This window comes from Pseudomonas sp. PDM32 (assembly GCF_019219225.1).
Classification (GTDB): Bacteria; Pseudomonadota; Gammaproteobacteria; order Pseudomonadales; family Pseudomonadaceae; genus Aquipseudomonas; species Aquipseudomonas laurylsulfatiphila.
On sequence record NZ_JAHUWE010000011.1, the window covers coordinates 26,913 to 39,423 of the forward strand.

The window sequence follows — 12,511 nt, forward strand, 5'->3', positions numbered from 1 at the left end:
GCCCTATCAAGGAAGAGCTCTCCTTGCGAGCAATACGAACAGCGACGTCGGTTGTTCACACTGATGTCCAACATTGGGTGTCGGGTTTCATTGGAGCACTGAATTTTAAGGCATGGTGGTGTCTACGAACCCCGAGGCCATTGAATATGGCTGTCCTGCAAGTGAGAGCCACATTGGAATACTGCATGTGCCTGTGAGCCCTGCATCCACCTTACCTTGGTCGTTTCAGTGTCCACGGATATAGTGTTCCAGTTGCCGGATCAGGTCGGCCTGCTCGACGATGGCCTCTTTCACCAGATCACCAATCGACAGGAGGCCAATCAGTTGATCACCTTCCACCACCGGTAAATGACGCAGATGACTGTCGGTCATAACCATCATGCAACGCTCGATGCTCTGTTGACTGTCTGCCGTAACGACGGGCGCGCTCATGATGACCCGGACTGGAGTACCGACCGAAGATCGCCCCTGTAGGACGACCTTGCGCGCATAATCACGCTCGCTGATAACGCCAACCACCTGCCCATCCTCTATCACGGGTAGAGCACCTACATTCTTTTCAGCCATCATTTTCAGCGCTTCATACACCATCTGATCTGGCGCGATGCTATGTACCTGCTGGTTTTGCGTGACCTTCAGTTTCAGCAATTGTGCGGCTGTTTTCATGAACGGCTCCGAAGATAATTACGGATAAAAAACGCAAAAAAAACGCCTGAAACCCTTCGGTTCCAGGCGCCTTTGCCTGTTCTTTTGCAGTGTTAAAGCCTGAGATTCCTGTCTGAGGTACCAACCATATTCATGACCTGTTCAGTACATCGATCATCGTTGACCGAGGAGGAGTCCAGAGGAATATGCAGTAGGTAAACCTGATGCAGGTCTTGCAGCCTTTGTGCCAGCCGGCAGCACAGACACTTCATCCTATGCGCAAGTCCAGGCTCCCGAGCTATAGGTGGCTATCACGGTAACCGCGATCCAGGCGAGTTTCTGTGGCTTAAGCAGGCATCCCGAGAAAGCGGATTGCCAAGGTCAGCAAATCGATGAGCTTTGGGCAATGGGAGGCGAAAGCCCACCGCGTCGCTTCCGACTGGTGCACTTTGTTAAGCACAGCGCTTTACAACAGTGCATGTCCTGCTGACTCCACAATGCTAGTGCTCATGAGTTCAAAGTCAGGACGGAGGCAGAGGACTGGTTTATCGCCAACTGGATGTACCCACGGTGGGTGCCTGGCAGCCTGCTACACCTGCAATTAGTTTCACCCCTTTGCCGGCGGCCGCCATGTGCAAGTGGAAAAGGCACTGAAACGACATCGCAGGCCACCACCTCAATGCTCTTTGACTTTCCTGATACGCAGCACAATCAACGCAAGAATACCGATCGCGAGCGGTGCCATGACCAGCATGGCCTCTCGCGGGGACACCTCGACGCCAAGCAGGTGAACCCCTGAGTAACCCAGCTTGAGCAAACTGAGCAGGTAGTAGGTAATGGCAATGATCGACAGCCCCTCCACTGCGCGCTGGATCTTGATCTGGGCATCGGCACGGGCATTCAGGCTTTTCAGGATTTCCGAGTTCTGTTCCTCCATTTCGACCTGAACCCGTGCTTGTAACAGATCGCCCAGGTTGGCCACGCTTTCGGCCAGGTGCTCCAGGCGCTGTTCGGTGGCGGTGCAGTACCTGACGGTAGGTTTGAAGCGGCGCTCGATAAATACGCCCAGGCGTTGGCAATCACCTACGTGACTTTCGCGCAGCTCACCCAGACGTTCGAACACCAATTGCGCATAGGCTTGCGTGGCACTGAAGCGGTGCCGGGTTTTCGCCGCGCTGCTCACCACTTGCGCAGAAAGGTTGGAAATATCCGCCAGCAGGGCTTTCGCATTGCTGCCGTGCGGGTCGGCGTTGCGTTCGGAAAGGGTGACCAGGGTCTTGTCGAAAACATCGAGCTGCGCGCTCAAGTCCTTGGCCATGGTCAAGGATAGCGAGGCCATCATCCTGTAGGTCTCGATTTCCAGCAGGCGGCGTATCATCCGGCCCTGGCGGTAGGCATTCAGGCGCCGGTTGACGAACAACATGTGGTTGTTGCCCTCCTCGCTCAGGCGAAAATCACTCCAGACCATGGCATCGCCACCGCCCACGCACGAACCGCTCGGATCCTTGAAGCCGTACCGGGACAGGTCCAGGCCGGTTTCACCACGCACGACAATCTGCACCGAGTTGATCAGGGCCGGCAAATGCACTTCGATCTTTGACGCCAGCACCTCGGGCAGCGTGGTCCAGGACAAGTCATCAGAGGATGAAGTGACCACCAGTGTCAGGGTGAAAAACTCGGCATGGCGCTCCCATTTCAGTGCATGGCCATCGAGTTGGGTAATGCCTTGGGCGGCATTCAGGTCGAGGGTGCCAGGGCAGCATTGTTCGAGGAATGCATTGCACGCCTGATCGCTGCCGAGGAAGGCCAGATGAAACACATGGGCCGGCTCATCGAAATACAGTGACGGGCGCGCGTGCAGTTCGTTGTGCAGGCTTTGTCGTAACGGGTGCATGTTGTATGGCCATGTTGGAGTTGTTTTTGCCGCTTGCGATGAATGCCCACCCGAGCCAGGTGTCGGATTTTTCGGGGCATTATCGATTGCTGTTGTTGGTGGGACAGTTTGGCGAACTCATGAGTCACGGCCAGGTGACAAACCTTGGGTCGACAGTAGCGAACCAAGGACAGACACCGTCCGAAGCGTGTTTGTCGACCTGCCATCACTGCAGCCGGCAAACGAAACCATCGCCCGGGTTTCATCTACCCTGGGCGAGAAAGTCGCGCCAGATCTGGTGGCCGACATCGTCATATCGCTTGACCAGCTCGCGGAAGGAACGACGGTGCGCGGAGTCCACCAAAGGCTCAGGAAGCATCGGGTCGAACACGATCTGGCGCATGGCCTGGTCCCCCAGCACATACGCCTCACGGGCAGCGTCCTCAATCGGCATGCCGGCCAAGCGCGCCATCGACGCCTGCAGCGTGCGTTGGCCGTCGCTGTAGGTTTTCTGCAACTCACTGGCGTCCCACAGCAAACGGGCCCGGGCGTCTCGCTGCGGATCGAACTGCTGCGCCTGGAACACCGCCGTCGAGTTTTCCACGCCCAGTGACAGCAGACGTTCGCGTGTGTGCGCCACTCCGCCGACCAGGTTATCAGGGCGGATAAACAATCCGTCATCCAGTTCGCGCAAGCCCACCAATCCGAATGCGCGCTCTCGGGCACGCAATGCTTTGCGATCGCTGCGGCCCAGGGCCGCCGTAAGCGCCACCACCCAGCTGCCATCCCACTCACGCAGACGCGTTTCGGCCTGACGCCAGGCGCCTATCTCTTCGCCCAGCGCTCTGCCGGCCTGGCCAAGACGGTAGGCGCCGCGCACGACAGTTTCGATCAGTTCGGCGCTCTGCAACCGGGCAAGGGCAACGCGTGTGTTGTTCGCAGACAGACCGAACAAAGCGCAGGCGCGCACGGCGCTGGTGACATCCAGCTCACCACCTTCGACAACCAGGAGCAATTTGAGGATCAACTGACGCGGCGTTGGCGTCGGGTTTTCGAGCTCGTCTGAAGCGGGTTCCAACAAGAAACAGTCCTCCCTTCCCGGCACGATTCGGCACGCACCTGATGAATGATCGTAAATTACAGTGATTGACATAAAAAATACATTGAGTGTAATTTTCTCCGAACCTATCACGGAGAAACCCGCTCATGTCTGCCGCAACCCAGCCAAAGATCGACACCCCGTTTTCAACCCACGAAGTTTTCAATCAGCCGCAGCCGTTGCCAGCTTACAACGCCTGGGACAGTGATGTCCCACTGCGCGAGGCGGTGCGAGCGAACGGCGGCGACTGGGCACAGGCACAGTTATCGGCCTATGGCGCCATGAGTGGCGGCGAGCAAATGGAGCTGGGCGAGCAGGCCAATCGCAACAAGCCCGTGCTTCACGCCTTCGATCGCTATGGCCGGCGCATTGACGAGGTGCAGTTCCATCCCGCCTATCACCAGCTGATGCTCAATGCGATGCGCGGCGAGGTACACAGTTTTTCGTGGAACCACTTGGGGCAACCCGGAGCCCATGTGGTGCGCGCGGCCTTGTTGTATCTCAATGGCCAGGCAGATGCAGGCACCTGCTGCCCGCTGACCATGACCCACGCCGCCATTCCGGCGCTGTTGAACAGCCCTGAGCTGGCAAAAATCTGGATACCCAAACTGACCGTCCGGGACTACGACCCACGTCCCCTTCCCGTCGAGCAAAAACGCGCCTGCACCATGGGCATGGGCATGACCGAAAAACAGGGTGGCTCGGATGTACGCAGCAATACCACCCAGGCCCACCCTCAGGCCGATGGCAGCTTCAAACTGATCGGTCACAAGTTCTTCTTCTCTGCCCCCATGTGCGATGCGCACCTGGTACTTGCCCAGCTCGATGGGCGCGTGAGCTGTTTTCTGATGCCGCGAATCCTGCCCGATGGCTCGCTCAATGCCGTGCGCATCCAGCGCCTCAAAGACAAGCTGGGCGACTGGAGTAATGCGTCCTCCGAAGTGGAGTTCCAGGGCGCTACGGCCTATCTGGTCGGTGCTGAAGGTCGCGGGGTGGCGACCATTCTGGAGATGGTCGCGCTGACCCGTCTGGACTGCGTGATCGCCTCTTCGGCACTGATGCGCCAGGCCCTGGTGCAGGCGCTGAACCACGTCAGCCAACGACATGCCTTCGGCCATGTGCTGATCGAACAACCGCTGATGCGTAACGTGCTGGCCGATCTGGCGCTGGAAAGTGAAGCTGCCGTGGCCTTCACGATGCGCATCGCCCGCGCCGTGGATGCTTCGCCGAACGATCCGCAGGAAGCGGCCTTCGCTCGTATCGCCACGGCCATCGGCAAGTACTGGATTTGCAAGCGCACTCCGGCGTTCGTCAACGAGGCGCAGGAATGTCTCGGCGGGATTGGCTTTGTCGAAGAAAACATCCTGCCGCGCCTGTATCGCCAGGCACCTTTGAATTCCATCTGGGAAGGCAGCGGTAACGTGCAATGCCTGGATGTGCTGCGCTCGTTGCACAAAGACCCGGCGGTCAGTGAGGCCTTGTTTGCCGAACTGCAGAGCGCCGCAGGCCTGCACCCGCTGTACGACAGCCACCTGCAATGGCTGCACAACGCATTCCAGGACATTGGCAACCTCGAGGCCCGCAGCCGTCTGGTGGTGGAGCGTACCGCGCTGGCGATCCAGGCCGGGCTGCTGCTCAAGTCAGGCAACAACGAGATTGCCGACATCTTCTGCCGGGCACGCCTGGGCAGCGAGTGTGGATTCGCCTTTGGCAGCCTCGATTCCAATGCACCGCTGAGCACCTTGATCGAGCGCGCCATGCCCCGTCTCTGAGTTTGGCCATAACAATAAAAAAGGAGAACCCCATGAGCGTACATTTAGGACGTTTGCTGGCACAGCGCGCCGACTTGACGCCAGACCGAGAAGCGCTGGTTTCACCCACGGGAAGATGGACCTTCGCCCAGTTCGACGCACGCTGTAATCGCCTGGCCAATTACATGCTTGCGCAGGGCGTGGCCGAAGGCGATCGCGTGGCGGTCTATTCAAAGAACAGCGAATTTCTCGCCTGCGCGCTGTTTGCCGTAGCGAAGGCCGGCGCCACGTTGGTGGTACTCAACTGGCGCCTTCAGGCGCCCGAGCTGAGCTATATCCTGGCCGACAGCGAACCGGCAGCGCTGCTGTTCGAGGACGTGTTCGCGTCCACGGTCCGGCAATTGGTAGCTGACCGTCCAGGTCTGATCCTGATCAACAAGGGTACCGAACAAGCGCCAGGTTCCTACGAGCGCATCACCGCCGATACCGGTCTCGACGCTCCGCTGTTGCTTGGCCGCGGCGGCGAAGCCCCTGCGGTGATCATGTACACCTCGGGCACTACCGGAAAACCCAAGGGCGCTCTGCTCTCCCACGCTGCATTGATCTGGACCGCGCAAAGCAACAGCGCCACGCTGGAATGGAATCAGGACCACCGCTTTCTACTGATCGCGCCGATGTTCCATATCGGCGGTCTTTCACCCATGCTGACCAACGTGTTCAAAGGTTGCACCACGGTGCTGCTGCCTGACTTCGACCCGACACAGGTCTGGGAGGTGATCGCCCGCGAGCGCATCACCAGCTTGATGACGGTGCCGGTGATGCTTCAGGCATTGTTGGCCCTGGCAAAAAAACAGGAAGTCGATAGCAGCAGCCTGGTTTCCGTGACCTGCGGCGCCTCGGCAGTTCCCTACAGGCTGATCGAAGACTGCCTGGCCATCGGCGTGAAAGTGCAGCAGGTGTACGGCATTACCGAATTTTGTGGCGCGGTGACCTTTTGGACCCACGAAATGGGCCTCGCCCATGCCCACTCCCACGGCAAGGTGCTGATGTTTGGTGAGGTCAGAATCGTCGATCCGTCCAGCCTGGAGCCACTGCCCCCCGGCCTGGACGGCGAAGTCTGGTGTCGTGGGCCGATGATGTTTTCCGGATACTGGCGTAATCCGCAAGCCACCCAGGTAGCTATTCAAAAAGGTTGGTACAGAACCGGTGACATCGGTCGTATCGACGAGCATGGATTTCTCCACGTGGTGGATCGCCTCAAGGACATGATCATCAGCGGTGGCGAGAACATCTACCCGGCAGAACTGGAGGCGGTGATTGCCTCGTTGCCGGGTGTCGCCGAGGTCGCCGTCGTCGGTCAGCCTGATGCGCGATGGGGCGAGGTCCCAGTAGCCTTCGTCGTTGCCGCGTCGCCAGGCGCTACCAGTGAGGCCGCGATCATCGAGGCATGCCGCCTGCGTCTGGCTGGTTTCAAGTGCGTGAAGTCGGTGCAGATGATTGACACCCTGCCCCGCAGTTCGGTGGGCAAGGTTCTGAAGCGACAGTTGCTTGCATAAGCCCGAGCAAGTGCCGCTGAACATCAGCGGCACTTGCGCACGCGCCAATCGCGTTGGCGACGCTTGGCTCAACGATCAACTAAAACGTTCACCGAGCCGCTTGTGCGATATCCCCGCAAAAAAGATCGACGCTGCCATCCTCAGGTGTCGTGCGCACGACAACGGAATATTGACCGGACAACAGATCCGAGACAGAAACCGGAGCAACTCGCTCAAACCTCCAACCTGTCTGAGCAGTACGCTGAGTGGTAATCCTGTCATTCATCTCGTAAGCAACCGGCCCTGGCTGGTGGCAGTTGCCTCTGTTGACGAACGTGTAAATGCGCAACGGCAAAGTGGTTCCTGTCGGGACGCCAGAGATGTAGAAGTTGAAATTACTTTCGTTGTCCACGGCGGTCAGCGTCGTATTGGCGATATGGCCGGCATTCTGCTCGGAGGCTTTCAGGGGAAGCGTCACCGACTGGGTGGATGAACGGGTACAGCCCGAGAGACTTACTGTGACCAGTAGCGCTGTCAGTGGGAGGGTGTAATTCATTGACAACCTCGATCGGTTGAAGAAGTGCCGGGTGGAATATTGTGTATAGCTGATTAGCTCATGTTGCACTCCCCCGGAATGTACTTCTCGGACATGCCCCATCCCGTGCCGCTCCTGCATTGCGCAATGTCTCGATCCGAGTGCAGAAACAACAATTATTCCCAAACCCACTACACTGGATTTCCAACTAACTGCTGTAGTCCTTGCCAGAGTGAGCAGCCATGTAGCCGCCAATGATTAACCCATCCACCGTAGGTGAACCTCATGAATTTCATAATCCTGGTGCAGCGTACCTGGAACTCCGCAGTCACTACGACGCGCCTTTGCTCGTACATTGAACGCCGCTTTGGCGCGCCTCTCGCCGTACTCGGGCTGAGCCTGATCGCTTCGACGGCAGTGTTCGCGGCTGACCCTTTGGCATCCTGGAATGACGGGCCGGCCAAGCAAGCCATCGTGGAGTTCGTCAAGGCGACCACCCAGGAAGGGGGTAGCGAGTTCGTTTCGCCAGCCGAGCGCATCGCAACCTTCGACCAGGACGGCACGCTGTGGGTCGAGCATCCTGCGTATAGCCAACTGTTTTACTGCCTGAGTCGCGTTCCTGCGGTGGTCAAGGCAAAACCGGAGTTGGCTAGCGCCGAACCCTTCAAGACGGTACTGTCGGGCGACCGCGCCGCCATGGCAAAACTGACCCTCGATGACTACCTGAAAATCGCCATGGTGACCCTCAGCGGCATGCCTACGGATGAGTTCAAGCAGCAAGTTCGTGCATGGCTGGCCGAAGCCCGCGACCCTCGCTGGAAGCGTCCTTTCACCGAACTGACGTATCAGCCGATGAAAGAAGTCATGCAGTACCTGCGTGACAATGGCTACAAGACCTACATTGTCACCGGGGGTGGTCAGGACTTCGTTCGCGCCTATTCCGAGGAGATCTATGGCGTGCCTGCGGAACAGGTCGTCGGGAGTGCTGGCGCAACCGAGTATGTCTACGACAAGAGCGGTAAACCGCAGTTGATCAAGCAACCCAAAGTAGTGCTCAACGACAACGATGCCGGCAAGCCAGAGAACATTTATCTGATGACGGGCCGTCAGCCAAACGCGGCCTTCGGCAACTCCACCGGTGACAAGCAGATGCTGGAGTACACCAAGGCCGGCCAAGGCGCGCGACTGGTGATGCTGGTGCTGCATGACGATGCCGAGCGCGAATATGCCTATGGCCCGGCTCAAGCATTGCCGGAGACCAAGGTAGGCACCTTTACCCAACCCCTTTATGACCAGGCAAAGCGAGATGGCTGGACGGTCATCAGCATGAAAAAGGATTGGAAGAAGGTGTTTGCGTTCGAGTGAAACACCGCAGCAAGTGAATGTAACGCATGAGCAAATACCCCGCTGAGCAGTAAAAGCCGCACTAGACTCCTTCGTGCGTCTTGCTCCTTACAGGGGCATGCAACAACAGCAGTCGTGATCTGTATGCAGTACCTGGGCTAATTACTCGGTGGTCAACGCACGTGGGTCAATGCAGTTGTGCACTCATCACCGGCCAACATTATGAAACAACGAGGTTGCTGGCATGGATAAGCTATCGGATCGTTTCAAGTTGTCTGTCGTGTTTGCTGCACTGTTGTCATTGAACGGGCTTGCCCACGCCGCTCAAACAGAAAAAACCAATATCCTGTTCATCGTTTCCGATGACACTGGCTACGGCGATCTGGGGCCGTACGGAGGCGGGATCGGGCGCGGCATGCCAACGCCCAAGATCGATGAGTTGGCGGCAGAAGGTGTCACTTTCTACTCCTTCTATGCACAGCCGAGCTGCACGCCTGGCCGGGCGGCCATGCAAACCGGGCGCATCCCCAATCGCAGCGGCATGACCACCGTGGCGTTTCAAGGCCAGGGCGGTGGTTTGCCAGCCGCCGAATGGACGCTGGCATCCGTGTTGAAGACCGGCGGTTATGACACCTACTTCACCGGCAAATGGCATTTGGGCGAAGCCGACTATGCGCTGCCCAATGCCCAGGGTTATGACGTGATGAAGTACGTCGGCCTGTATCACCTCAATGCCTATACCTACGCGGACCCAACGTGGTTCCCCGACATGGATCCGGAAACCCGCGAGATGTTCCAGAAGGTGACCAAAGGCGCGTTGTCCGGCAAGGCCGGCGAAAAACCGGTTGAAGAGTTCAAGATCAATGGCCAGTACGTGGACACGCCCGTCGTGGATGGTAAACCTGGCGTGGTCGGCATTCCGTTCTTTGATAACTATGTCGAAAAAGCTGCCCTTGAGTTTCTCGACACGGCGGCCAAATCGGACAAGCCGTTTTTCATCAACGTCAACTTCATGAAAGTCCACCAGCCGAACATGCCGGCTCCGGAGTTCATTCATAAGTCCATGTCCAAATCCAAATACGCCGACTCCATCGTCGAACTCGATACACACATCGGCCGCATCATGGACAAGCTCAAGGCGCTGGGCCTGGATAAGAACACCTTGGTGGTTTACACCACTGACAACGGGGCCTGGCAGGACGTTTATCCGGACGCCGGCTATACCCCGTTCCGCGGCACCAAGGGCACAGTGCGTGAAGGCGGTAACCGGGTACCGGCCATTGCCGTCTGGCCAGACAAGATCAAGCCGGACACGAAAAACCACGAGATCCTCGGTGGCCTGGACTTGATGGCGACGTTCGCCGCTGTGGCAGGCGTCAAGCTGCCCGAGAAAGACCGTGAAGGTCAGCCGATCATCTTCGACAGCTACGACATGACGCCAGTACTCACCGGTAGCGCCCCTTCACCGCGCAAGGAGTGGTTCTACTTTACCGAGAATGAATTGTCCCCGGGTGCGGCCCGTGTCGGGAACTACAAAGCGGTATTCAACCTGCGCGGCGACGATGGCGCCCAAACGGGCGGTCTCGCCGTTGACTCCAACCTGGGTTGGAAAGGCGCACAAAAATACGTGGCCACCGTGCCGCAGATTTTTGACTTGTGGCAAGACCCGCAGGAACGCTATGACCTCTTCATGAACAACTTTACCGAGCGTACCTGGACCATGGTGCCGATCTCGGCAGCGATCATGAAACTGATGAAGACCTACGTCGATTACCCGCCTCGCAAGATGCAAAGCATGACCTATGACGGACCGATGGAGTTGTCGCAGTACCAGAAATTCCAATATGTGCGTGATGCCCTGAAGAAGGAAGGCATCAACTTGTCGTTGCCAAACGGTAACTGATCAATTCAGCTGAAAATGGCGACCTCGGCAGAGGTCGCCACGGTTCGAGCCGCAGTGGCCAACGCTCCAGCTTTCGTGGACCACGGCGGCCTCGCCTACACCGAATCCGGCTGGACCTCTGGCTCACTGGTTAACGCGCCTTGCCCTCTCGCCTGGCAGTCGTTGCCGGGCGGACCTTCATCGCACCTGTTGCCGGGCGGACATTTGCCTGGGCAGGAACACCTCGGCCAGCATGCAGCGCGCGCTGCCGCCACCGATGCGCTCGATGGTGTCGATGTTCACTGGCAACGGCGTGGTGTGCGTTTCGATCAAGCGACGCTGATCGGCGTCCAGGGATTGCCAGGCAGTGCGCGACATCACCAGCAGCGGTTCGCCTGCTGCGTTGTGTACCTCCAGCATGTTGCCGGCGAAAGATTCCAGTTGCGCCCAATCCAGGGCGATCACCTGCTTGCCGCTGTCTTCCAGGCGCGCACGCAATGCCTGGCGTTCGTTGGGATCAGCAACCGATGACAGGCACACCACGGCCAGGCGCGTGCCCACGCTCATCATCACATTGGTGTGATAAATCGCCACGCCTTGGCGGTCCACCGCGTTGAACGCGCAGAGTTCGTAGCCCAGATGGGTGACCAACTGATCCAGTGCCCGGGCGTGGGTGCGCGTGGAATACCCGGCGTAGCAGATCCGCTGTTGCCGATCCAGGACCATGCTGCCGGTGCCTTCCAGGAAAACCTCCTGCTCTTCAAGGCTGGACAGGTCCAGCACCTGTTCGACCCGGTATTCGCCCAGCAACCCGTCGAGTACACCCTTGTCCCGCTCCAGACGCCGGTTGTGGCCCTGCATCGGGTACAGCACCAGGGTGCCGTCCGGGTGGCTGCTCCACCAGTTGTTGGGGAAGATCGAGTCCGGGGTATGCGGCGCTTCGCGATCGTTGTGCACCAGGACTTCGACGCCGTGCCGACGCAACGCGTCGACATAGCCATCGAACTCGGCAAGGGCCTTGAGTTGTACGTCTTCAGCAACGGTTGCCGGACGCTGGAAGCGGTTGTTCGCCGCCGTGTCGTGATTGAAGGAGAAACGTGTCGGACGAATCATTAAAACCGTATTGGTGGTTTGCATGGGCACAGGCTCAATGAGGGACGAGAGAGGCTCATTGTCTGTTTCAAAGCGGGAAAAACCCGGTTGATAACGGCTGTTGCGCTGATGGAAACGGCTGAAGATTCCGGGTTGCCCAGCCGATTCGGTGAGGGCCGGAAAGCAAAAGATCGCAGCCTGCGGCAGCTCCTACACGGGCCGTGTTCACCGCCGTTCTGTAGGAGCTGCCGCAGGCTGCGATCTTTTGATCTTATTCCATGGTGGTCTTGACCATCGCCAGCTCCGGGTGGCTGACCAGTTTGTCGATGTGCAAATCCGGGTCGTCGAACCAGACTTCGGTCAACACCCGGTAATGCTCCATGTCACGGCAGCGCATGCGCAGGCTGTAGTCGAACGCGCCGCTGATCAGGCGACATTCCAGCACCTGCGGACACGCACGGACTTTGGCTTCGAAGGCCTTTTGCGCCGCGCGTCCGCTCTGGTTCGACAACGCCACCAGCACCAGCAGCGACAAGCCCGGCGTCAGTTTCTTCTCATCGAGAATCGCGCCATAGCCGCGAATGACCCCAAGCTGTTCCAGCTTGCGCACTCGTTCCAGACACGGCCTGGGGGTCAGGTGCACGCGCTCGGACAGCTTTTGATAGGTGATGCGCCCTTCGTGGCGCAACACTTCAATGATTGCCTGATCGATACGATCAAGCACGATCGACAGATCGCGGATATCCGCCATGTAC

The 12,511-nt window shown here is 58.4% G+C and carries 10 protein-coding genes; 4 read left to right on the forward strand and 6 right to left on the reverse strand.

Translation table 11 applies throughout. The features are described 5' to 3' along the window. Positions 1–225: 225 nt before the first annotated feature. From KW846_RS20720 to KW846_RS20730, 3 genes are all read right to left on the reverse strand, one after another. Positions 226–666, reverse strand: coding sequence for a CBS domain-containing protein (locus KW846_RS20720; RefSeq protein WP_007971558.1), 441 nt, complete (start codon positions 664–666; stop codon positions 226–228). A 655-nt stretch (positions 667–1,321) separates the two neighbouring features. Continuing rightward, positions 1,322–2,539, reverse strand: a complete 1,218-nt coding sequence (locus tag KW846_RS20725; protein ID WP_218484793.1) for a DUF3422 domain-containing protein — start codon at positions 2,537–2,539, stop codon at positions 1,322–1,324. A 241-nt stretch (positions 2,540–2,780) separates the two neighbouring features. After that, the gene (locus KW846_RS20730) at positions 2,781–3,596 is read right to left on the reverse strand and encodes a PaaX family transcriptional regulator C-terminal domain-containing protein (protein ID WP_256356810.1); all 816 of its coding nucleotides are present in this window, start codon (positions 3,594–3,596) and stop codon (positions 2,781–2,783) included. Between the two features lie 128 nt (positions 3,597–3,724). On the opposite strand from KW846_RS20730, the gene KW846_RS20735 reads away from it, so the two are divergent. Both KW846_RS20735 and menE read left to right on the forward strand, forming a co-directional pair. Continuing rightward, a complete protein-coding gene (locus KW846_RS20735) occupies positions 3,725–5,389 on the forward strand; it encodes an isovaleryl-CoA dehydrogenase (RefSeq protein WP_218484797.1) in 1,665 nt (554 codons plus the stop codon). 32 nt (positions 5,390–5,421) lie between these two features. Continuing rightward, a complete protein-coding gene (menE, locus tag KW846_RS20740) occupies positions 5,422–6,924 on the forward strand; it encodes an o-succinylbenzoate--CoA ligase (RefSeq protein WP_218484800.1) in 1,503 nt (500 codons plus the stop codon). Between the two features lie 88 nt (positions 6,925–7,012). Here menE and KW846_RS20745 read toward each other — a convergent pair whose 3' ends face one another. After that, on the reverse strand, positions 7,013–7,459 hold the full coding sequence (locus KW846_RS20745; protein WP_218484801.1) for a hypothetical protein: 447 nt from the start codon (positions 7,457–7,459) through the stop codon (positions 7,013–7,015). 264 nt (positions 7,460–7,723) lie between these two features. On the opposite strand from KW846_RS20745, the gene KW846_RS20750 reads away from it, so the two are divergent. Next, on the forward strand, positions 7,724–8,803 hold the full coding sequence (locus KW846_RS20750; RefSeq protein ID WP_218484803.1) for an HAD family phosphatase: 1,080 nt from the start codon (positions 7,724–7,726) through the stop codon (positions 8,801–8,803). A 223-nt stretch (positions 8,804–9,026) separates the two neighbouring features. Further along, on the forward strand, positions 9,027–10,685 hold the full coding sequence (locus tag KW846_RS20755; protein WP_218484805.1) for an arylsulfatase: 1,659 nt from the start codon (positions 9,027–9,029) through the stop codon (positions 10,683–10,685). A 177-nt stretch (positions 10,686–10,862) separates the two neighbouring features. Here the strand turns inward: KW846_RS20755 and ctlX are convergent, their stop codons facing one another. Beyond that, positions 10,863–11,801 carry a citrulline utilization hydrolase CtlX gene (ctlX, locus tag KW846_RS20760; protein ID WP_218484807.1) on the reverse strand — a complete coding sequence of 313 codons (939 nt, stop codon included), beginning with the start codon at positions 11,799–11,801 and terminating at the stop codon, positions 10,863–10,865. A gap of 226 nt (positions 11,802–12,027) precedes the next feature. After that, positions 12,028–12,507, reverse strand: coding sequence for an Lrp/AsnC family transcriptional regulator (locus KW846_RS20765; protein ID WP_007974731.1), 480 nt, complete (start codon positions 12,505–12,507; stop codon positions 12,028–12,030). Positions 12,508–12,511: the final 4 nt, after the last annotated feature.

Excerpts from the sequence above, each read along its gene's own strand:
- KW846_RS20720 (WP_007971558.1), bottom strand. The coding sequence starts at position 666 with ATGAAAACAGCCGCACAATTGCTGAAACTGAAGGTCACGCAAAACCAG.
- KW846_RS20725 (WP_218484793.1), bottom strand. The coding sequence starts at position 2,539 with ATGCACCCGTTACGACAAAGCCTGCACAACGAACTGCACGCGCGCCCG.
- KW846_RS20735 (WP_218484797.1), top strand. The coding sequence starts at position 3,725 with ATGTCTGCCGCAACCCAGCCAAAGATCGACACCCCGTTTTCAACCCAC.
- menE (WP_218484800.1), top strand. The coding sequence starts at position 5,422 with ATGAGCGTACATTTAGGACGTTTGCTGGCACAGCGCGCCGACTTGACG.
- KW846_RS20745 (WP_218484801.1), bottom strand. The coding sequence starts at position 7,459 with ATGAATTACACCCTCCCACTGACAGCGCTACTGGTCACAGTAAGTCTC.
- KW846_RS20750 (WP_218484803.1), top strand. The coding sequence starts at position 7,724 with ATGAATTTCATAATCCTGGTGCAGCGTACCTGGAACTCCGCAGTCACT.
- KW846_RS20755 (WP_218484805.1), top strand. The coding sequence starts at position 9,027 with ATGGATAAGCTATCGGATCGTTTCAAGTTGTCTGTCGTGTTTGCTGCA.
- ctlX (WP_218484807.1), bottom strand. The coding sequence starts at position 11,801 with ATGCAAACCACCAATACGGTTTTAATGATTCGTCCGACACGTTTCTCC.
- KW846_RS20765 (WP_007974731.1), bottom strand. The coding sequence starts at position 12,507 with ATGGCGGATATCCGCGATCTGTCGATCGTGCTTGATCGTATCGATCAG.